The organism is Pseudoalteromonas sp. NZS100_1 (genome assembly GCF_015864285.1).
In the GTDB taxonomy this organism is placed as follows: Bacteria; Pseudomonadota; Gammaproteobacteria; order Enterobacterales; family Alteromonadaceae; genus Pseudoalteromonas; species Pseudoalteromonas arctica.
This window is the reverse complement of record NZ_JADYXN010000010.1, coordinates 66,981-88,361: the sequence shown is the minus strand read 5'-3', so window position 1 is coordinate 88,361 and position 21,381 is coordinate 66,981. Positions and strand designations below refer to the sequence as shown.

The window sequence follows — 21,381 nt, the reverse complement described above, 5'->3', positions numbered from 1 at the left end:
GTTACTCCCATGATTTTAGTTTCTATAATAATTGCATTAATACTAGAGCGCTTAGGAGCTCGGTCTAATTACTGGCAGATAAGTTATTACGCAAATGGTTATTTAAATCGCTCTAATAAATTACTTGGTGATAAGGGCTTATTTAGCTCAGCACCGGGCTTTTTAATTTGGCTTTTACTTCCAGTGATTGCGATGGCACTAATTTATTGTTTGTCAGATTTTGTATTGTGGCAGTTGGGCATTAATATCGCGGTGCTTTTGGTTTGCTTTGGTTGTGCTAAGCAGCGTGCTTTATATAAGTCGTACTTAAATGCGTTAACGCGAGATGATGGTACTGCTGCATCTTTATATGCGTTGCAAATAGGTCAAAAGCGTACTGATGATCAAGATGGTGGCGGAACCTTTGGGCAAACATTGGCATGGGTAAACTTTAGATTTTACTGCGCGGTTATTTTTTGGTTTGTTGTTTTAGGCGCGCCAGGTGCGGTTTTATATGCTCTGGTACGTACTTTAGCTGATTTAGTACGAGAAGATCATAAAGTAATATTTGCTAAGCGTTTTAAACTTATACATAAACTACTGTTTTGGCTCGACTGGTTACCTGCACGCATTACAAGCTTTGGTTATTTAGTAATAGGTAACTTTAATAAAGGCACAAGCTGTTGGCTACGTTACGTACTTAACTTTAAATCTCCAAACCGAGAAGTAGTAACATGTACTGCGCTGGCTGCAGAGCAAGTTGAAAAGCGTTATTACGGCTGTACCTACGAGGCCACTTGTATGATTAAGCTTGTTAAGCGCAATGTATTATTTTACTTAGTACTTATAGCACTACTTACATTATTTGGTGGACTGTCTTAAGTTAATACCTTTTTAATAAAGTACCTTATGCAATGTAAGGTGCTTTAATCTCTTCCTGCAATTTTTAAACACAATAAAATAGAGCTAATATTCTAATTTCTTCTGGTCAGACCAATTGTTTTCATCCTATTAACGTTATAACAATTTTTGTAAATTGCGCATTGTTTAATCTTCGTTCAAAATGCGTTACGCTACTTTAATTGCTCAAGTTACCTGTAAATTGACAGCTAATAAGGTTTTTGATACCGTATTGAAAATTTTTGGTATGACCAATTTACCTTTTGGGTAAATCATACTACTCAAAGCCCCGCTTTATGGGCTCTTGGTATTTATACAACGCGGACGTTGATTCATGTCTTTAAAGATCAAAGCAGCAAAGTTATCTGATGTTATTTTACAGCAACTCGAGAACATGATTCTTGAAGGCTCGTTAGCACCAGGTGAAAAGTTGCCACCAGAGCGTGAACTAGCAAAGCAATTTGAAGTGTCTCGCCCGTCACTGCGTGAGGCAATTCAAAAATTAGAAGCGAAAGGTTTAGTTACGCGTCGCCAGGGTGGCGGCACGTTTGTAAAAAATCAGCTCGAAGAAGGGCTTACTGATCCACTTTTTGATTTGATTAGTAAACACCCTGAGTCGCAGTTTGATTTACTTGAATTTCGTCATGCATTAGAAGGGATTGCTGCTTACTACGCGGCACTGCGCGGGACCAGCAACGATTTTAGCAAAGTGAAAGAAAGCTTTGATAAAATTGCCCTAGTTAATGATGATTTACAGCAAAAAGCAAAAGCAATTAATGCATTTCACTTTAGCGTGGCAGAAGCCTCGCATAACGTGGTGTTACTGCATTTAGTAAGAGGCATGAAAGCGCTGCTTGAGCAAAATGTATTGCAAAATTTAACTGTTTTATTAAAAAAGTCAGATATTAGCAGTCAATTAGCCCAACACAGGCGTTTATTAATGGATGCCGTTATTGACGGTAATCCAGAACAAGCCCGTTTAGCAAGTAATGCGCACTTAGCATTTATAGAAGAAGCACTACTTGAAGCAGGCAAAGAACATTCGCGAATTGAACGTAGTTTAAGACGCACTAAACAAAATTAAGTTAGTACATAACTACTTTGAACACATAAATTAAGTAGCTGTGATATTAAATTAACAATATTCGTATTTTAAACATAAGGAAACCTCCATATGTCTGAAGTCAATAAAATTGACGTAGACGCGCTAGAAACACAAGAGTGGTTACAAGCTCTTGAATCAGTTGTGCGCGAAGAAGGTGTTGAACGAGCTCAGTTTTTACTTGAGCAAGTATTAGAGCAAGCCCGTTTAGACGGCGTTGATATGCCAACGGGTATTACCACGAACTACGTTAATACTATTCCTGTAGATCAAGAACCTGCTTACCCGGGTGATGTAAATCTTGAGCGTCGTATTCGTTCAATTATACGTTGGAACGCGATTATGATCGTTCTACGTGCATCTAAAAAAGATCTCGACTTAGGCGGCCATATGGCGTCTTACCAATCATCTGCTGCATTTTATGAAGTGTGTTTTAACCACTTTTTTAAAGCACCAAATGATGTAGACGGTGGTGACTTAGTTTATTACCAAGGTCATATTTCTCCAGGTATTTACGCACGTGCATTTGTTGAAGGTCGTTTATCGGCTGCACAACTAGATAACTTCCGCCAAGAAGTTGATGGCGAAGGCTTACCATCGTACCCTCACCCTAAGTTAATGCCTGAATTTTGGCAGTTCCCTACGGTATCAATGGGCTTAGGTCCTATTTCGTCTATTTACCAAGCACGCTTCTTAAAATACTTAGATGGTCGTGGCTTAAAAGATACTAAAAACCAACGTGTATACGCGTTTTTAGGTGACGGTGAAATGGATGAGCCAGAATCACGCGGTGCAATCTCTTTTGCTGCACGTGAAAAATTAGATAACCTTTGTTACTTAGTTAACTGTAACTTACAGCGTTTAGACGGCCCAGTTATGGGTAACGGTAAAATTATTCAAGAGCTAGAAGGCTTGTTTAAAGGCGCTGGCTGGAACGTAATTAAACTAGTGTGGGGCAGCGGTTGGGATATTCTTCTAGCTAAAGACACAACGGGTAAATTACTACAGTTAATGAACGAAACTGTTGATGGCGATTACCAAACATATAAAGCTAAAGATGGCGCGTACGTACGCGAAAACTTCTTTGGTCGTTACCCAGAAACAGCAGCACTTGTTGCTGACATGACAGATGACGAAATTTTCGCGCTTAAGCGTGGTGGTCATGAGTCATCAAAATTATTTGCTGCATTTAAAAAAGCAGAAGACACTAAAGGCCGTCCAACTGTAATTCTTGCTAAAACTGTAAAAGGTTACGGCATGGGTGAAGCAGCTGAAGGTAAAAACATTGCGCACCAAGTGAAAAAAATGGACATGTCGCATGTTGCGCATTTACGTTCACGCCTTGGTCTTGATGATTTAGTATCTGAAGAGCAACTTGCAGAACTACCTTATTTAGAACTTGAAGAAGGTTCACCTGAGTATAAATACCTACATGCTCGTCGTGATGAACTTAAAGGTTACACACCTAAGCGTATTCCACGTTTTAGTGAAAAACTTACGTTGCCAGAAGTAGACGCGTTTAAGCCGCTACTTGAAGAACAAAAACGTGATATTTCTACGACTATGGGTTTTGTTCGTGCACTTAATATCTTATTAAAAGATAAAGGCATTGGTAAAAACATCGTACCAATTATTGCCGATGAAGCGCGTACATTTGGTATGGAAGGTTTATTCCGTCAAATCGGTATTTACAATCCGCATGGCCAAAACTATACGCCACAGGATCGTGATATTGTTTCTTACTACAAAGAAACTGTATCAGGGCAAGTGCTTCAAGAAGGTATTAATGAGTTAGGTGCAATGTCGTCATGGGTTGCTGCTGCAACTTCATATAGCACTAACGATTTACCAATGATCCCGTTCTACATTTACTACTCTATGTTTGGTTTCCAACGCGTTGGCGACATGGCATGGATGGCGGGCGATCAACAAGCACGTGGTTTCTTATTAGGTGCTACTGCGGGTCGTACAACGCTAAATGGTGAAGGCTTGCAACACGAAGATGGTCACAGTCATATTCTTGCTAATACGGTTCCTAACTGTATTTCATATGACCCAACTTACGCGTTTGAAGTTGCTGTTATTGTACAAGACGGTATTCGTCGTATGTACGGTGATGACCAAGAAAATATTTACTACTACCTAACGCTTATGAACGAAAACTACCATCAGCCAGCTATGCCAGAAGGCGCTGAAGAAGGTATCCGTAAAGGTATTTACAAGCTTGAAAGTTACGAAGGTAAAAAAGCCAACGTACAGCTATTAAGCTCAGGTACTATTATGACTGAAGTGCGTAAAGCCGCTACGATTCTAAGCGAAGAGTATGGCATTGCGTCTGACGTGTTCTCTGTAACGTCTTTCAACGAATTAACGCGTGAAGGTCAAGATGTTGAACGTTTCAATATGCTTAACCCTGAAGGCGAGCAAAAAACAGCATTCATCACAAGCGTATTAAACGACTCTGTGACTGTTGCAGCAACGGATTACATGAAAAACTACGCAGAACAAGCGCGTTCATTCATTCCAAGCAGCAACTACAAAGTGTTAGGTACAGATGGTTACGGTCGTTCTGATAGCCGTGAAAACCTACGTCGTCACTTTGAAGTTAACGCGGGCTACGTTGTTGTTGCTACGTTATCTGAACTTGCTAAACGCGGTGAAGTTGAGAAGTCAGTAGTTGTTGAAGCACTTAAAAAGTTCAACATCGACACTAACAAACTTAACCCACTGTACGCATAAGAGGTTTGCAATGAGTATTGAAATTAAAGTACCAGATATTGGTGACGATGAAGTAGAAGTAACCGAAATATTAGTAAGCGTTGGCGACAAAGTAGATGTGGACCAATCATTATTAAATGTTGAAGGCGACAAAGCATCAATGGAAATACCTGCTTCGCAAGCGGGTACAGTTAAAGAAATTAAAGTAAATGTTGGCGACACCGTTACAACAGGCTCTTTAGTATTTTTGTTTGAAGGCGAGAGTGAAAGCACTGGTGAAGAAAAAGCATCAGCCGCTGCTCCAGCTAAATCTGAAGAGGCAGCACCTGCTGCTTCTACAGGTTCTTCAACTAAAGAAGTAACCGTACCAGATATTGGCGATGATGAAGTTGAAGTAACTGAAATCATGGTTGCTGTTGGCGACACCGTTTCAGAAGAGCAATCTATCTTAAACGTGGAAGGCGACAAGGCAGCAATGGAAGTTCCCGCTCCATTTGCCGGTATAGTTAAAGAAATTAAAGTCGCCGCTGGCGATACAGTTAAAACAGGCTCATTAGTGTTTGTTTTTGAAGTAGCAGGAAGTGAATCTGCAGCACCGGCTAAAGAGTCGGCTCCTGTAGAAGCGCCAGCAGCTAGCTCAACAGCAAGCGCAGCACCAACTACTAAAGAAGTAAATGTACCTGATATTGGTGGCGATGAAGTTGAAGTAACTGAAATTATGGTTGCAGTTGGCGATACGGTTGAAGAAGATCAATCAATCTTAAACGTTGAAGGCGACAAAGCTGCAATGGAAGTACCAGCTCCATTTGCCGGTACAGTTAAAGAAATTAAAGTAGCCGCTGGCGATAAAGTATCGACTGGCTCATTAATTTTTGTATTTGAAGTTGCAGGCAGCGCGCCAGTAGCAGTATCTGCACCAGCTGAAAAATCAGCACCTGCAGCTGCGGCTAAAACCGAGTCGGCACCGGCTCAAGCGGCACCAGCAAAAGCAAGTAATGAAAGCTTCACAGAAAACAGCGCGTATGCTCATGCATCACCTGTTGTTCGCCGTTTAGCGCGTGAGTTTGGTATTAACCTAGCTAATGTTAAAGGCACTGGTCGCAAAGCCCGTATAGTTAAAGAAGACGTGCAAAACTACGTTAAAAACTTAGTTAAGCAAGTTGAGTCTGGTCAATTGTCAGCAGGTAGTAGCGCTGGTGGTAGCGAGCTTGGTCTTATTCCATGGCCTAAAGTTGATTTTGCTAAGTTTGGCGAAATTGAAGAGCAAAAGCTGTCTCGTATTCAAAAGCTATCAGGCAAAAACTTACACCGTAACTGGGTGCAAATCCCACATGTTACACAGTTTGACGAAGCTGATATCACAAGCCTTGAAGTATTCCGTAAAGAGCAAAATGTGCTTAGCGAGAAGAAAAAGCTGGGTGTTAAAATTACGCCGCTTGTGTTTGTAATGAAAGCAGCTGCAAAAGCACTTGCTGAATTTCCAAAATTCAACTCATCGCTTTCTGAGGACGGCGAAAGCTTAATCCTTAAAAAGTACATTAACATTGGTGTTGCAGTTGATACGCCAAACGGTTTAGTTGTACCAGTGTTTAAAGATGTTGATAAAAAAGGCATTATTGAACTATCACGCGAATTAATGGAAGTATCTGTTAAAGCACGTGACGGGAAGCTTACATCGTCTGATATGCAAGGTGGTTGTTTTACTATTTCTAGCCTTGGCGGTATTGGCGGTACGGCATTTACGCCGATTGTTAATGCACCAGAAGTGGCTATTTTAGGTGTGTCTAAATCTGAAATGAAACCTAAATGGAATGGCAAAGAGTTTGAACCAAAACTAATGGTTCCGCTGTCTATGTCATACGACCATAGGGTTATTGACGGAGCCTTAGCTGCACGCTTTACTGTGACTCTTGCAAGTTACATGAGCGATATTCGCCAATTGGTGATGTAATCGCTGGACAATGAATAGAATCAAATCCCAGCCAGTTGTTTTTAGCTGGGATTTTTACCATTTGCAATGATACAATCTTTGCACAAATTTGTGATCTGCTCTCACTTTCTGCCTTGCAGAAACATGGCAGTTAAACTTTAGGGCAGTGTCCCGTTCAAACAATTAAGGTAATAGCATGAGCAACGAATTAAAAACTCAAGTTGTTGTACTAGGCGGTGGTCCTGGTGGTTACTCTGCGGCATTCCGCGCTGCTGACTTGGGCTTAGAAGTTACATTGGTAGAATCTCGTGAAACATTAGGCGGCGTATGTCTTAATGTTGGTTGTATTCCTTCAAAAGCACTTTTACACGTAGCTAAAGTGATTGATGATGCAGCTGAAATGTCATCTCATGGTGTTACTTTTGGCGCACCAAAGATCGATCTTGACCAAGTTCGTACTTGGAAAGATTCTGTAGTTGGCCAGTTAACTGGTGGACTAGAGGGCATGGCTAAAATGCGTAAAGTGAAAGTTGTATCTGGTTACGGTAAATTCACTGGCAGCAATACTTTAGTAGTTGAAGGCGAGAAAGACTCTACAACTATCACGTTTGATAACGCGATTATTGCAGCAGGTTCTAAACCAGTTAACTTACCTTTCATCCCACAAGATGACCGTGTAATTGATTCAACTGGCGCGCTAGAGCTTAAAGATGTACCAGAAAAACTACTTGTACTTGGTGGTGGTATTATCGGTCTTGAAATGGGTACGGTTTACCGTGCACTAGGTTCTGCAATTGATGTTGTAGAATTTGCTGACCAATTAGTTCCAGCAGCTGATAAAGACATTATCAAAATTTACCAAAAATACGTAAGCAAAAAATTCAACGTAATGCTTTCAACTAAAGTTGTTGGTGTTGAAGCTAAAAAAGATGGCTTATACGTAACGTTTGAAGGTAAAAACGCACCAGCAGAACCTGTACGTTACGACAAAGTGCTTGTTGCAGTTGGCCGTACTCCAAACGGTAACTTACTTGATGCTGAAAAAGCGGGCGTAAACGTTGATGAGCGTGGCTTTATTAATGTTGATAAGCAATTACGTACTAACGTAAGCCATATTTTTGCAATTGGTGACTTAGTTGGCCAGCCTATGCTTGCGCATAAAGCGGTTCATGAAGGTCATGTTGCTGCAGAAGTTATTTCTGGTCAGAAGCATTTCTTCGACCCTAAATGTATTCCTTCGATTGCGTATACTGACCCAGAAATCGCTTGGGTAGGTGTTACTGAGAAAGAAGCAAAAGAGCAAGGCCTAAAAATTGAAACTGCGGTATTCCCGTGGGCAGCTTCTGGTCGTGCTATTGCATCATCTCGTACTGAAGGTTCTACTAAACTTATTTTTGATAAAGAAAGTGGCCGTATAATCGGTGGTGCTATGATCGGTATTAACGCGGGCGAAATGCTTGGCGAAATCGGTTTAGGTATTGAAATGGGTGCTGATGGTGAAGACTTAGCGCTTACTATTCATGCTCACCCTACATTGAATGAATCAATCGGCCTTGCAGCTGAAATTTTTGAAGGTTCGATCACTGACTTACCAAACAAAAAAGCAGTTAAAAAGAAGTAATTTAACTTTTTAGCATTTGTTTGAAAAACCCAACTTTGGTTGGGTTTTTTTATGCCTGGTTTTTAATTTAAGAGATGTTGAATTAATTCAATGATACCAATCTGCTTATATATGGGGTCTATTTAACGTTAAGAAAATTACGCTAGAACTAGGCAAAAGTTTTTGTATCTAGTTGTTCTAAATAAAAAATTTTTAACGACGTTATAGTGCAATTTAATTCGTTAAATTGATCAAAGATTTATGCAGGTTGGTATGACTATAAATATAAGATTAAATAGCGATAAGTCGTTACAATGCGCGCTTAATTAATTGAAGGTAAATACAGTGAAAAACTCAGTTTTAGCATTACGCGCTCAACAAATAAGTGAATCCCGTCGAGAGTTTAATGCTCGAGGCGGTAAATTAGATCGCTGTGAGCAATGCTTAATAGCTAAGCACTACTGTATTTGTAAAGGTGTTGAGCATGCAGATTGTAAAGCAGCTGTGTGCTTATTAATGTATCACAATGAAAGTTTTAAACCTTCTAATACTGGGCGCTTAATTGCTGAAATAGTGCCAGATAACCACGCATTTAGATGGGATAGAACAGACCCTAACCCCGCTCTTTTAGCTTTGATAAGCGATTCACAATATCAGCCAATGGTAGTATTCCCTGCTGAAGATGTAGAAGAGGGCAGGGCCATTACCGAAATAAGTATTGAAGAGGGTAAAAAACCGCTATTTATATTTTTAGATGGTACCTGGCGTGAAGCTAAAAAAATGATTCGCAAAAGCCCATACTTAGATAACTTGCCTGTACTTTCTGTTACTGCTGATAAACTATCTGATTACCGATTACGTGTTGCCCCTCATGCGCATCAACTAGGCACTGCTGAAGTGGCTATTATGGTGCTAGCGCTTGCGGGAGAAATGGATGCATCTTCTAAATTAGAACAGCATTTTATTAAGTTTCGTGATGCGTATTTGCTTGGTAAGCGCAATAAAGGCCGACCGCTAGAAGAGTAGTTTTACGCAGTTAAGCGAAAGCTTGCTGCTCTTTTAAGTGAGCAAGTGCTTTATTTTGAATTGCTCTGAAGCCTTCTTCAGATGTTAATTGTAAAACCGTATTATATAATTGGCTTACGCTATTGTGAGCCTGAATAAACGAGGTGCAGTCCTCACCAATCATATCCTTAGCCTCTTCGACTCGCTTTAAAAAGTAACAGCTAATATCGGTTTTTCCTTTAAAGTGAGTAGTCGCAATAGCGTTAGATATTCTATTAAGCTGATAACTAAATTCATCAGGTCGAGAACCCTCACCCCATTTACTAATAGAAATATCGCTTTCTAACTGGATAATTACGTTAAGTATGTTTTTAAACTCACTCATTGGCATATTTAAAAAGTTATAACCTTTGGGGCTAAATAAAGCTTTATACGGATTTTCGTTGGGAGTTTGGGCACTAAAAACGCCAATTGGTTTTGCTGTACTTGCGTCTGATACTTTACATAAAAAGGTATTGCTTTGCGGCGTTTTAAAATTCATATCCATTGAGTATTTATGATCCTTGCGTTACTTAGTTATCGGCGCAATTAATGAAAAACTTAGCGAAATTTAAAATATTAATAAAGTATTTGAAGGTATTAATATTGATTAGCTGGGATGCAGTATTACCCTGCAAAAGTTAGTGGTAGTTGCTTAGAGCTTTACTAAACCCAAATTTTAGGCAAAGAAAAGCGCGCTCTATCTCTAGGCGCGCTTGCGGAATCTTCTAATTTTCTGCATCCTGCAATTGAACTTAATCAACTCCAATTTTTACTAATCCATGTTTATTACTATATTACTTTTTAGTTCTATGTAATGTAGACCATCCGGGCCTGTATCCTTAAATTCCTAAATATCCTGTAGGGTAAATACTATTACCAAATCCTTAATTACACTTCCTAGTGTATCCCTATTTTAACCAATCCATTGTGTTGCCTTAAAGGCCTGTCCATTTATTCCTTAAACATCCTGTTAAACAACTTAGCCGTGTTGTTATCCTTTTCGCATCTTCCTGACGCTGTCCTTTTTACAACATCGCGTTGTGATACTCATCCTGAGCCTGTCCTAAAATCCGTGTTGTCCTGGTAACCTAATCATTGGTTGGTTGAGTAAGCAGTCCATTTCCTTTTACTCAATAAGCGTCATTGCTTGGTTGATGCGTAAATTATAGTGCAATAGAGCAACTAAAATAGGGATAAAACTACATTCAATTAGTATTTATGCAATAGTAATAATGTAAAAGTTCAATTAATACAGATTGTTAGGTTGTTTTTGTGTGTTTTTTATCTTGATTTTTACTCATTAGCTGTCACATCCGTGAGACATCTCTTACACTGCATTTCCTTTTTGGGCGTTATTTACATATTTACATTTATTTAAAGTGTGCACTTTTTGAATGAGCGCGGTAGAATTCAATGATAATAACAATTATTTAGGTGAAATAATGAAGACAGTATTTACACTTGTTTTAGGATTAGCAGCATCGGCACCAGCCTTTGCAAGTGACGTTGTTAATATCTATTCTTTTCGTCAGCCGTTTTTGATTCAGCCAATTTTAGAAGATTTTACAAAACAAACGGGAATAAAAACCAATGTTGTTTTTGCTAAAAAAGGGTTAATTGAGCGTGTTAAACGTGAAGGTAAGCACAGTAAAGCCGATTTAGTATTAACCTCTAATTTTAGTGCGCTTATTCAATTAGAAGATTTAAAATTAACACAAACTATAAAAAGTGACAGTGTAAATAATAACGTGCCTGCAGCTTTTCGTGACGGTGATGGCCAATGGGTCGCGCTCACTAAGCGAGTGCGTAATGTGTATTCATCAAAAGAGCGAGTTGGTGAGTTACCTAAGCTCACTTATGAAGATTTAGCAGATCCTAAATACAAAGGACAAATTTGTACGCGATCAGGCAAACATCCATATAACTTAGGTTTAGTGGCTTCTATGATTGCACACCATGGTGAAGCGCAAACCAAAGAGTGGCTTGAAGGTGTTAAGGCTAATTTAGCACGTAAACCTCAAGGTAACGATCGTGCTCAAGTTAAAGCAGTTAAAGAAGGTTTATGTAACTTGGCATTAGGTAATAGTTACTATCTTGGTAAAATGCTAGAAGATAAAGAGCAAAAAGGTTGGGCAGAGGCCGTAAATATTAACTTTCCAAATCAAACTAATCGTGGCTCACACATAAATGTTTCGGGTGCGGTTATTACCAAATATGCTAAAAACCCTGAAAATGCATTAAAGCTCATAGAATATATGACCGACAGCAAAGCACAAAACATGTATGCCTCATTAAATATGGAGTATCCAGTTAAGTCGGGTGTTGAACTATCAAGTTTGGTTGCCTCTTGGGGGAGTTTTAAAGAAGACAGCTTGCCACTTGATGAGATTAGTAAATATCGTCCGTTAGCGCTTAAGCTAATTGATGAGGTGAAGTTCGATCTTTAATGACTAATAAATTTAAGCTGTCTAAATGGCAGCTCTTTGCGTGGTCGACTGGCTTAATTCTATCGGCCCCGTTGTTTTTTCTTCTTTTTGAATCTCTACAAGGTAGCTCTGAGGTGTTTTCCCACCTGTGGGATACCGTGCTTTGGGATTACATAACCAATACCGTATTGCTTGTTTTAGGTGTTTGCGTCCTTAGCTGCGCCATAGCTTTGCCACTTGGGTGGCTAACGGCTTACTGTAGTTTCCCGGGTAAAAAACAGTTTGAATGGGCACTTATGCTGCCCCTTGCTATGCCCACCTATATTATTGCCTATGTATACACTGATTTATTAGATTATGCGGGCCCGGTGCAAATAGCGCTGAGAGAATGGTTTGGCTGGCAATCGCCTAATGACTATTGGTTTTTTGATATACGTACATTACCCGGGGCCATCGTTATGATTGCCTTGGTGCTTTATCCGTATTTATTTTTGATTTTTAAAACGGCTCTTCGCGAGCAGTCATTCAAATTAGTACAAGCTAGCCAGTTAATGGGATTATCTCCTTGGCAAAGTTTCTTTAAAGTAAGCTTAGTACTCTCTCGTGGGGCTATTGTGGCGGCTCTTGCGCTTATAAGTATGGAAACCATGGCTGACTTTGCAACAGTGAGTTATTTTGCCGTAAGTACATTAACGACTGCCGTATACGATACGTGGTTTGGTTATTACTCACTTACAGCGGCAGCTAAAATATCGGGTGTGATGTTATTACTGTTATTTTTAGCATTAATGGCAGAGCGCTTTAGTCGTCGTAACCAAGCGGTATTTGAGCGCCAATCAAGTGTAAATAGTGAATCTCTCTATGTATTAAAAGGAAAGTCAGCTTGGCTCGCAACGGCATTTTGCAGCTTTATTTTATTTATCGCGTTTGTAATCCCTATTGCAGTACTTATAAATTACGCCATTACCTACTTTGATAAAGCATGGAATGTAGAGTTTTTTAGTTACGCTTGGCAAAGTTTAAAAGTGGCTGGGGTTGTGAGCCTAATAACGATTACGTTGAGTATTTTTGTCGTTTTTTATCAGCGTGTGGCAAAGCAAACGTATCCGCTTATTCCTGGGCGTTTAGCAAGCACAGGATATGCGTTGCCTGGCACAGTACTCGCTATTGCGGTTTTGTTACCACTTACATTATTAGAGAACACCATTAACACAGCGCTCGAGCCGTATAATTTAGATATTGGCTTACTGCTTACAGGTAGCATTCTTACTATTATTATTGCTTATATTGTTAGGTTTTACGCCATTGCACACGGAGCAATTGAGTCGAGTTTTTTACGTATTAGCCCATCACTTGATATGGCAAGCCAATCAATGGGTAAAAGCCAAGGACAAACACTGCGTTTAGTGCACCTACCTTTACTGCGAAGAGGATTGCTTACTGCTGCTTTATTGGTATTTATTGAGTGCATGAAAGAACTGCCGGCTGCGCTATTGCTCAGGCCGTTTAATTTTGAAAGCTTAGCTACTCATGTATTTCAGTATGTGAGTGACGAGCAGTTAGAGCTTGCTTCTATATCGGCATTATTTATTGTTATTGTTGGGTTTATTCCTTTGTATTTTATTAATCGTTCTATGGAGCAGCGTAGTTAAATGAGTAGTTTAATTTTACAAGGCGTGAGCTATCACTATAACGGTACACAGGTTATTCACGATTTAGATTTAACAGTGGGTAAAGATGAAATAGTATGCTTACTTGGTGCAAGCGGCTGCGGTAAAACGACCACGTTAAAAGCGATTGCAGGTTTAATTGAAGCTAAGCAAGGGTCTATTTTTATAGACGGTAAATTAGTGAGTGATGAGCAATCGTTTGTCTCGCCTGAGCACCGAAACATCGGCATGATGTTTCAAGACTATGCGTTGTTTCCGCATTTGACGGTGGCAAATAATATCGCATTTGGGCTTAGTAAAATGAGTAAAGCTCAAAAGCAGCAACGCGTAGATGAAATGCTTAAGCTGGTACATTTAATTGGCTGTGCCGACAGGTTTCCGCATCAGTTATCGGGTGGTCAACAACAACGTGTAGCTATTGCTCGCGCATTAGCTTATAAGCCTAGTCTATTGCTACTAGATGAACCTTTTTCAAATATTGATACACAAGTACGCTTTGAATTAATTGCCGATATACGTCGAATTATTAAAGCAACTCAAGTATCTGCTGTGTTTGTTACACACTCAAAAGAAGAGGCGTTTGCCTTTTCAGATACACTTGCCATTATGCATCGCGGTAAAATTGAGCAACAAGGCACGCCTGAGCAGCTTTTTGCAGATCCATGTTCAAAGGAGGTTGCAGAGTTTCTGGGTCAAGGCATATACTTGAGCGCAGAAGTATTAACAGCAACTGAATACAAAACACCATTTGGTTTAGTCGAATCTTATGTTGAGAGTAAGCATGACGTAAGCGTAGGGCTTATATATGTACGTCCCCATCAAATAGAATTAGTGGCAGATAACCAAAGTGACAAATTCAGCAAGCGAGCTACAATCATAAGTCGTCGCTTTATTGGTTCGGCGTATGTTTATTCACTTGTTATTGATAAACAAGAAATTGAAGTTGCTGCACAATATGGCCAGTCATTTGAAAATAATGAACAGGTTATAATAAAAATAAAACCTCACACGGTGAATTTTTTCGAATCGTAATTAATTTGTTATTCGCTGTGTTTTTATCTGTAAAACTAAGGAATAACAATGGCGCAAGCGCAATCAGGGATTTGTGCTGAAGCAAACTTACACGGTTTGCACTTATTTTTTAATGTGTTTGATGGTCAAGATGAATCACTTCGCGCAAAGTTAAAACAAGTAAGCGCTATTGAAGAAGAATTTAGCGATCAATTTTCAGAATCAATGCTCTCTTGCATGGTTGCTATTGGTGCGCAATATTGGCCGCATATCCTCCCTGAATACATCCCAAGCGAATTACAGAGCTTTCCTAATATAAACCATAGCGATCATCAAATGAGCGTACAACCGTGCGATTTATTTGTGCAAATTCGCTCTGACCGTGAAGACGTTAACCATTTATTTGCGCTGCAAATTTTAAAACTATTTGCCCCCGATGTTGAGCTGGTGGAGCAAATTCGTAATTTTCGCTTTTTAGATGGTCGTGATTTTAATGGTTTTATTTATGGTGGCGACACCGCACATGGAAGAAAAAAGCGCGCTACGGCTTTAATTAGTAACCCTGGCAATTTTGAAGATCAGGGGAGTTATATTCATGTACAGCGTTATAAGCATGATTTAACTATGTGGCAGCACTTATCATTGAGCGAGCAAGAACAAATAATGGGACGTACGCGCCTTGATAACACGCTAATTACCCCTGCGATTGAAACCAGCCATGCTTCACGTAGTGAGCTAAAAGACGAAGACGGACAACCGCTATTATTAAATCAGAGCATGCCTTATGGCGATGTGTATGAGCAGGGAATGTTATCAATTTCATGCGCTTGTACGGGCACCGCATTTGAAAAAGTACTTAATAGTCGTTTAGGGGAAGGGGATTGTTACGACCACTGGCTTGATTTTACTCAAGCCGATATGGGTTCTGCTTTCTTTGCGCCTTCAGTCGGGTTTTTAAAACAAATTTAGTTTGCTATTAAACCGTATCAAATAAAATGCGAACACGTTCAAGTGTTACATCTATTTCAGATATTTTAGCAGGAGCGATAAAAATAGTATCGTCGCCTGCAATTGTTCCTAGTACGCCATCTGCTTTACCTAATGAATCTAATAAACGCGCAATAAGCTGAGCAGCACCTGGACTGGTACGAATAATGATCATCATTTCGTTGTGCATAATGTCGATTACTAATTGGCGTAATGGGCTTTTAGCCGTAGGTACACCCATTTCAGCTGGTAAGCAGTAAACCATTTCTTGTTTGGCGTTACGTGTGCGTACAGCACCAAATTTACTTAGCATGCGCGATACTTTACTTTGGCTTATATTGTCAAAGCCTTGATCTTTTAATGCATCAACTATTTCGCCTTGAGAGCCAAAATTTTCTTCTTTTAATAGTGATTTAAATGCTTTTACCAGTGCTTCTTGTTTATCTTGTGGTTGCATAGTCTTTATTCGTTTTTGTTATTTATGCCGCAAATTCTACACAAAAATGAATAATTATGCAGCAGTTGTTTAGTTAACTTGCCAGTTTGATGCGTTAAATCACAAAAGTTTACGACTATGGTCGAAAATATACTTGAAATAGACAGGATAAATTTGTTTTTAGTCGCTAATTTCATTATCTTAAGAGCCACAAATGTTTCCTACCTCAAATTACGGAGAATTCCAATGAAAGTTGCTGTATTAGGTGCTGCAGGCGGTATCGGCCAAGCGTTGTCTTTATTATTAAAAACAGGCTTACCAGCTGGCTCTGAATTATCACTTTATGATGTTGCACCAGTAGTACCAGGTGTTGCGGTTGACCTTTCTCACATCCCAACAGATGTTAAAGTAGCAGGCTTTGGCGCAGACGAATTAAACAAAGCGCTTGAAGGCTCTGACATCGTTCTTATCCCAGCGGGTATGCCACGTAAACCAGGTATGGATCGTGCTGATTTATTTAATGTAAATGCTGGTATCATCAAAACTTTAGCAGAAGGCATTGTTGCTAGCTGTCCTAAAGCGTTAGTAGGTATTATTACTAACCCAGTAAATGGCACAGTTCCAATCGTTGCTGAAGTATTCAAAAAAGCAGGTACTTACGACGCTAAACGCGTATTCGGTATTACTACGCTTGACGTTATTCGTTCAGAAGCATTTGTTGCTGAACTTAAAGGCGTAGACGTAGCAACTGTGAAAGTACCAGTAATTGGTGGTCACTCAGGCACAACTATTCTTCCTCTACTTTCTCAAGTTGAAGGTGTTTCTTTCACTGATGAAGAAGTTGCTGCACTTACTCCACGTATCCAAAATGCGGGTACTGAAGTTGTAAATGCTAAAGCAGGCGGTGGTTCAGCTACGCTATCTATGGGGGCTGCTGCAGCTCGTTTTTGTATGTCTTTAGTTAAAGGCCTACAGGGTGAAGAAGTTGTAGATTACGCTTACGTTGCTGTTGAAAATGGCGATGCAGAGTACTTTGCACATCCAGTACGTTTAGGTAAAAACGGCGTAGAAGAAATTCTTTCTTACGGCGAACTAAGCGCATTTGAAACAAAAGCAAAAAATGACATGCTTGAAACACTGAAAAAAGACATCAAAGAAGGTGTTGATTTCATGGCGTAATAGCCAAAGTAGAATAACAAAAAAGCCTGCATTTGCAGGCTTTTTTATTGCTCAGAATTAATTTCACACTGTGTAACTAGTTAAAACTAGTGGTCGCGGTCAACCGCAATACGAGCAAGGCTTATGAGTGCTTGCTTATAGTCAGACTCAGCTAAAAAGTCTAAACACGCAATAGCTTTGTCAGCTTCAAGCTCTGCTTTTTGCATTGTAAATTCAAGCGCATTAGTTTGCTTTAGTGCCGATAGAATGTCTTCTAAATGCTCCATACCATTACTGTGCTCTATTGCATCACGAATAAGCTGCGTTTGCTGCTCGCTACCATGTTGCATAGCATAAATAAGTGGAAGCGTTGGTTTGCCTTCAGCTAAATCATCACCAATGTTTTTACCCAACTGCTCAGCATCTGCATTGTAATCGAGTACATCGTCTACTAGCTGAAACGCAGTACCTAAATGCATACCATATAGGTTTAGTGCATCGAGAGTAGTTTGGTCTTGCTCAGTAATAATGGCAGCAAGGCCTGTCGCTGCTTCAAACAACTTAGCTGTTTTAGAGTAAATAACCTGCATATAACTGGCTTCGGTTGTATCTGGGTCGTTGCAGTTCATTAACTGCAATACTTCACCTTCAGCAATAATGTTTGTTGCATCGGCAAGTACTTGCATAACCTGCATTTTTCCAAGGCCAACCATAAGCTGAAATGAACGAGTGTAAATAAAGTCACCAACCAATACGCTAGCAGCATTACCAAATTCAGCATTTGCTGTAGGTGTGCCACGTCGTAAGTTTGATTCATCTACAACATCGTCATGCAATAGCGTTGCTGTATGAATAAACTCAACAATTGTTGCAAGTGTTATGTGATCTTTACCCTGATAACCGAGCGCTTTGGCTGCTAAAATCGCCAGCATTGGACGAACGCGTTTGCCGCCACTGCTAACTATATATAAACCAAGCTGATTAACTAACGCCACATCTGAGCGCATTTGCGCATGTATAAGTTGATTGACGTCATTCATATCGCTTTCGATTAACGCCTGGATAGCTTTTATATCCATTGATCTCCGAGCCAATTTTTATGTGTGAACGGCGCAGATTGTACAACAAAAAATGCACTAGCTCGATATTTTGTGACGATTGATTGAAAAAACACTATTAAAGTACTTAATTTAGACTGAATTAGCCAAGATAACTGATTAATTGATAATCAATATACAGTTTATGGTGTGCTTAGATATTAAGCTGTGAGGGTCATATTTGAGTACATTAATTTATTTCGACTAAGAGTTAAAAAGCGCTTGGCAAAAGGGCTAATTAATATAAAATGGGGTAAATATTGAATTGCTCTCAAAGCAGCTACTTTTTATTCATTTTAATTACAAAATAGGCTTGCTAGTTATTTCGCGTTAGCGTAAACTTCGCGCCCTATCGAAGAATATTTTAGTTGCGCCGATTTGAGGGTGCACAGACGGAGTTAATTATGTACGCGGTTTTCCAAAGTGGTGGTAAACAGCATCGTGTGACTGAAGGTCAAACGATTCGTCTTGAAAAATTAGACGTTGAAACTGGTGCGGCAGTAGAATTTGATTCAGTACTTTTAGTTGCTGATGGTGAGAAAATCGAGATCGGTGTACCGTTCGTAAACGGTGGCAAGATAACAGCTGAGGTTGTTTCACATGGTCGCGGTGAGAAGATTAAGGTTGTTAAATTTAGACGCCGTAAGCATTCTCGTAAGCAAATGGGCCATCGTCAATGGTTCACTGAAGTTAAAATCACTAGCATTAGCGCTTAATTAGAGGTACTTAGAAATGGCACATAAAAAAGCAGCTGGTAGTACTCGTAACGGTCGCGATTCAGAAAGCAAACGCCTAGGTGTTAAGCGTTTTGGTGGCGAATCAGTTCTAGCGGGTAGCATCATTGTTCGTCAGCGTGGAACTCGTTTCCACCCTGGTACTAACGTAGGTATCGGTAAAGACCACACTATCTTCGCAAAAGCAGATGGTAAAGTTCAGTTTGAACAAAAAGGTCCTTTAAACCGTAAATACGTAACTATCGTAACTGAGTAATCAGTAAGGTAGTTAAAAACCCCGCCTTTGCGGGGTTTTTTGTTTTGTAGTCAGTCAAAATATATACCCAAGCCTGCATTTGTGTTGGCTTGGGTATATAATAGAGTTATTAAACAAGCCAATCCCTAAAGTGAGTAATCATGAAGTTTGTAGATGAAGTAGAAATTCGCGCAGAAGCTGGAGACGGTGGCAGCGGCATCGTGTCTTTCCGTCGTGAAAAATATGTTCCAGATGGTGGACCAGACGGCGGTGACGGTGGAGACGGTGGTAGTGTTTATCTACAAGCTGATGAAAACTTAAATACCCTAATTGATTATCAGTTTGAGCGCTTTCATAGAGCTGAACGTGGTACTAACGGTCGTAGCCGTAACTGTACAGGCCGAAAAGCCGATGACTTATTTGTTATGGTGCCTGTAGGCACGCGCATCATGGATGTTGATACCCAAGAGGGACTTGGCGACTTAACTCAAGATGGTCAACGAATTTTGGTTGCAAAAGGTGGTTTCCACGGCTTGGGGAATGCACGTTTTAAATCAAGTACTAACCGAGCACCTCGTCAAAAAACATTGGGCACACCCGGTGAAGTACGTAACTTAAAGTTAGAGTTACTATTATTAGCTGATGTGGGCTTGCTAGGATTACCAAATGCAGGTAAATCTACGTTTATCCGCAGTGTATCTGCAGCAAGACCAAAAGTAGCTGATTACCCATTCACGACGCTTATTCCTAATTTAGGTGTGGTACGTCCTGAAGCAAATAAATCATTTGTTATAGCCGATATTCCGGGTCTAATTGAAGGTGCATCTGATGGTGCAGGCCTAGGTATTCGCTTCTTGAAGCATTTAGAGCGTTGTCGTGTGTTATTGCACATTATTGATGTAATGCCGGTAGATGGTTCAAACCCTGTTGATAATGCATTCTCGATTATTAACGAGCTACACCAATACAGTCCTAAATTAGCTGAAAAACCACGCTGGTTAGTGTTTAATAAAATAGATTTATTACCAGAAGATGAAGCAAAAGCGCTATGCGAAGCGATTGCAGAAGAGCTGGGCGAAACTGAAAATATTTATCACATTTCAGCAATTAATAAACTTAATACTCAACCTTTAATCCACAACATAATGACACTACTTGATAGCATGCCTAAAGAGAAGTTTGTACAAGTTGAAGATGAAGAAGTTGAATTCAAGTGGGATACCTATCATGAAAAAGCCACTAAAGGTAAAGGCAATGATGATGATTGGGACGACTGGGATGAAGATGATTACGACGTAGAAGTTGTCTACGAGCGTTAATTAAATAGAATTTATTAAAAAGGAGCTTATGCTCCTTTTTCTTTGTTTAAGAATAAAGTACTAGGTGTTTATTATGATAATTTCAATGATTGCAGCAATGGCAAATAACCGTGTAATTGGCCTAGATAATAAAATGCCATGGCATTTACCTGCGGATCTTCAGCATTTTAAAAAAATAACTACGGGTAAACCTGTGATCATGGGTCGTAAAACTTTTGAGTCAATAGGCCGTCCTTTACCTGGGCGTCGTAATATTATTATTACTCGAAACAGCGAATATACTGCACAGGGTATTGAAGTGGTAACCACACCAGAGGCCGCACTAGAACTGGTTTGTGCTGTTGAAGAAGTAATGATTATTGGTGGCGGTAATATTTATGAGCAATTTTTACCAAAAGCAGAACGCTTGTATTTAACCTTTATTGATTTAGATATTAAAGGCGATACACAGTTTCCTGATTACAATAAAGTTGCTAATTGGGGCGTGAAAGAAGAGCAAGAAAACCTCCCTGATGAAAAAAACAAATCTAGTTATAAATTCGTAACTTTGTATAAAGAACATTAACATTATTGCGTAATTTTTGATAGATTGATATAATATTTGATAGTCTATATAAGAACAAAGTATTATAAAGGGTTTGTCATGTTTAAATTACCAAAGCTAGTTGCACTTACTGCTGTTGTCGCTGTAAGTTCTTTTTCGTATACAGCACCTGCAAATGCTGAAGATCAATTAGCAGTATCTATTTGTGAATATATTGCGGCAGACGATAAAAACCGATTACGCAGCAAGCTTAAAAGCTCTCGTGTAAAAATTCGTAATATTTATGATGCAGTACAATGTAATGGTAATAACTTATTACGCCATGCTGTTGCTAGTAATGCAGTGGATACTGGTGAGTATATAGTTAAAAACTTATCAAAAAGTGCGTTAACAGATGGTGCTGATATTGCTTGGGCTGAAGGCAACTTTGCTAGCTCACCACTTATTGCAGTGATTAAAGATCGCGCTGGTCTTTAATTATAAAAAGG

At 39.6% G+C, this 21,381-nt stretch carries 19 protein-coding genes; 16 read left to right on the top strand and 3 right to left on the bottom strand.

What is annotated here, in order from left to right; genetic code table 11:
- The first annotated feature begins 9 nt into the window (after window positions 1–9).
- The 6 genes from ampE (at window position 10) to I6F66_RS09040 (ending at window position 9,255) form a co-directional block, all read left to right on the top strand.
- Complete coding sequence (gene ampE / locus I6F66_RS09065; RefSeq protein WP_197209129.1) at window positions 10–861, top strand: beta-lactamase regulator AmpE; 852 nt, start codon at window positions 10–12, stop codon at window positions 859–861.
- A gap of 352 nt (window positions 862–1,213) precedes the next feature.
- On the top strand, window positions 1,214–1,963 hold the full coding sequence (gene pdhR, locus I6F66_RS09060; RefSeq protein WP_007586129.1) for a pyruvate dehydrogenase complex transcriptional repressor PdhR: 750 nt from the start codon (window positions 1,214–1,216) through the stop codon (window positions 1,961–1,963).
- 90 nt (window positions 1,964–2,053) lie between these two features.
- The gene (gene aceE / locus I6F66_RS09055; protein WP_010553346.1) at window positions 2,054–4,720 is read left to right on the top strand and encodes a pyruvate dehydrogenase (acetyl-transferring), homodimeric type; all 2,667 of its coding nucleotides are present in this window, start codon (window positions 2,054–2,056) and stop codon (window positions 4,718–4,720) included.
- A 10-nt stretch (window positions 4,721–4,730) separates the two neighbouring features.
- Window positions 4,731–6,650 carry a pyruvate dehydrogenase complex dihydrolipoyllysine-residue acetyltransferase gene (gene aceF / locus I6F66_RS09050; protein WP_197209128.1) on the top strand — a complete coding sequence of 640 codons (1,920 nt, stop codon included), beginning with the start codon at window positions 4,731–4,733 and terminating at the stop codon, window positions 6,648–6,650.
- A gap of 175 nt (window positions 6,651–6,825) precedes the next feature.
- On the top strand, window positions 6,826–8,250 hold the full coding sequence (gene lpdA / locus I6F66_RS09045) for a dihydrolipoyl dehydrogenase (protein ID WP_007586124.1): 1,425 nt from the start codon (window positions 6,826–6,828) through the stop codon (window positions 8,248–8,250).
- Between the two features lie 324 nt (window positions 8,251–8,574).
- Window positions 8,575–9,255 (top strand): tRNA-uridine aminocarboxypropyltransferase, encoded by a 681-nt coding sequence (locus I6F66_RS09040; RefSeq protein ID WP_024590630.1) that lies wholly within the window; start codon window positions 8,575–8,577, stop codon window positions 9,253–9,255.
- A 10-nt stretch (window positions 9,256–9,265) separates the two neighbouring features.
- Here the strand turns inward: I6F66_RS09040 and I6F66_RS09035 are convergent, their stop codons facing one another.
- A complete protein-coding gene (locus I6F66_RS09035) occupies window positions 9,266–9,781 on the bottom strand; it encodes a hypothetical protein (protein WP_165727149.1) in 516 nt (171 codons plus the stop codon).
- A gap of 937 nt (window positions 9,782–10,718) precedes the next feature.
- Between I6F66_RS09035 and I6F66_RS09030 the strand changes: the two genes are divergently transcribed.
- From I6F66_RS09030 to I6F66_RS09015, 4 genes are read left to right on the top strand one after another with little or no spacing between them, the layout of a single operon-like run.
- On the top strand, window positions 10,719–11,723 hold the full coding sequence (locus I6F66_RS09030; RefSeq protein WP_165725142.1) for a Fe(3+) ABC transporter substrate-binding protein: 1,005 nt from the start codon (window positions 10,719–10,721) through the stop codon (window positions 11,721–11,723).
- A complete protein-coding gene (locus I6F66_RS09025) occupies window positions 11,723–13,354 on the top strand; it encodes an iron ABC transporter permease (protein ID WP_165727150.1) in 1,632 nt (543 codons plus the stop codon). Before I6F66_RS09030 ends, I6F66_RS09025 begins: the two co-directional genes overlap by 1 nt.
- A complete protein-coding gene (locus tag I6F66_RS09020) occupies window positions 13,355–14,404 on the top strand; it encodes an ABC transporter ATP-binding protein (RefSeq protein WP_197160339.1) in 1,050 nt (349 codons plus the stop codon).
- Between the two features lie 48 nt (window positions 14,405–14,452).
- Window positions 14,453–15,352: a Dyp-type peroxidase gene (locus tag I6F66_RS09015; RefSeq protein ID WP_197119676.1), complete on the top strand. Its 900-nt coding sequence runs from the start codon at window positions 14,453–14,455 to the stop codon at window positions 15,350–15,352.
- Window positions 15,353–15,359: 7 nt separating this feature from the next.
- Here I6F66_RS09015 and argR read toward each other — a convergent pair whose 3' ends face one another.
- On the bottom strand, window positions 15,360–15,827 hold the full coding sequence (gene argR, locus I6F66_RS09010; protein WP_002957753.1) for a transcriptional regulator ArgR: 468 nt from the start codon (window positions 15,825–15,827) through the stop codon (window positions 15,360–15,362).
- Window positions 15,828–16,052: 225 nt separating this feature from the next.
- Between argR and mdh the strand changes: the two genes are divergently transcribed.
- Window positions 16,053–16,985 (top strand): malate dehydrogenase, encoded by a 933-nt coding sequence (gene mdh / locus I6F66_RS09005; RefSeq protein ID WP_007586102.1) that lies wholly within the window; start codon window positions 16,053–16,055, stop codon window positions 16,983–16,985.
- Between the two features lie 86 nt (window positions 16,986–17,071).
- On the opposite strand, the gene ispB is transcribed toward mdh, so the two are convergent.
- Window positions 17,072–18,043, bottom strand: coding sequence for an octaprenyl diphosphate synthase (gene ispB, locus I6F66_RS09000; RefSeq protein WP_007586099.1), 972 nt, complete (start codon window positions 18,041–18,043; stop codon window positions 17,072–17,074).
- A gap of 422 nt (window positions 18,044–18,465) precedes the next feature.
- On the opposite strand from ispB, the gene rplU reads away from it, so the two are divergent.
- From rplU to I6F66_RS08975, 5 genes are all read left to right on the top strand, one after another.
- A complete protein-coding gene (rplU, locus tag I6F66_RS08995) occupies window positions 18,466–18,777 on the top strand; it encodes a 50S ribosomal protein L21 (protein WP_002957748.1) in 312 nt (103 codons plus the stop codon).
- A gap of 16 nt (window positions 18,778–18,793) precedes the next feature.
- A complete protein-coding gene (gene rpmA, locus I6F66_RS08990; protein ID WP_002957747.1) occupies window positions 18,794–19,051 on the top strand; it encodes a 50S ribosomal protein L27 in 258 nt (85 codons plus the stop codon).
- A gap of 140 nt (window positions 19,052–19,191) precedes the next feature.
- Entirely contained in the window at window positions 19,192–20,349 is a 1,158-nt protein-coding gene (cgtA, locus tag I6F66_RS08985; protein ID WP_007586086.1) for an Obg family GTPase CgtA, read from the top strand.
- Window positions 20,350–20,422: 73 nt separating this feature from the next.
- A complete protein-coding gene (gene folA / locus I6F66_RS08980; RefSeq protein ID WP_197119675.1) occupies window positions 20,423–20,914 on the top strand; it encodes a type 3 dihydrofolate reductase in 492 nt (163 codons plus the stop codon).
- A gap of 78 nt (window positions 20,915–20,992) precedes the next feature.
- Window positions 20,993–21,370 carry a DUF3718 domain-containing protein gene (locus I6F66_RS08975; RefSeq protein ID WP_007586082.1) on the top strand — a complete coding sequence of 126 codons (378 nt, stop codon included), beginning with the start codon at window positions 20,993–20,995 and terminating at the stop codon, window positions 21,368–21,370.
- Window positions 21,371–21,381 lie beyond the last annotated feature (11 nt).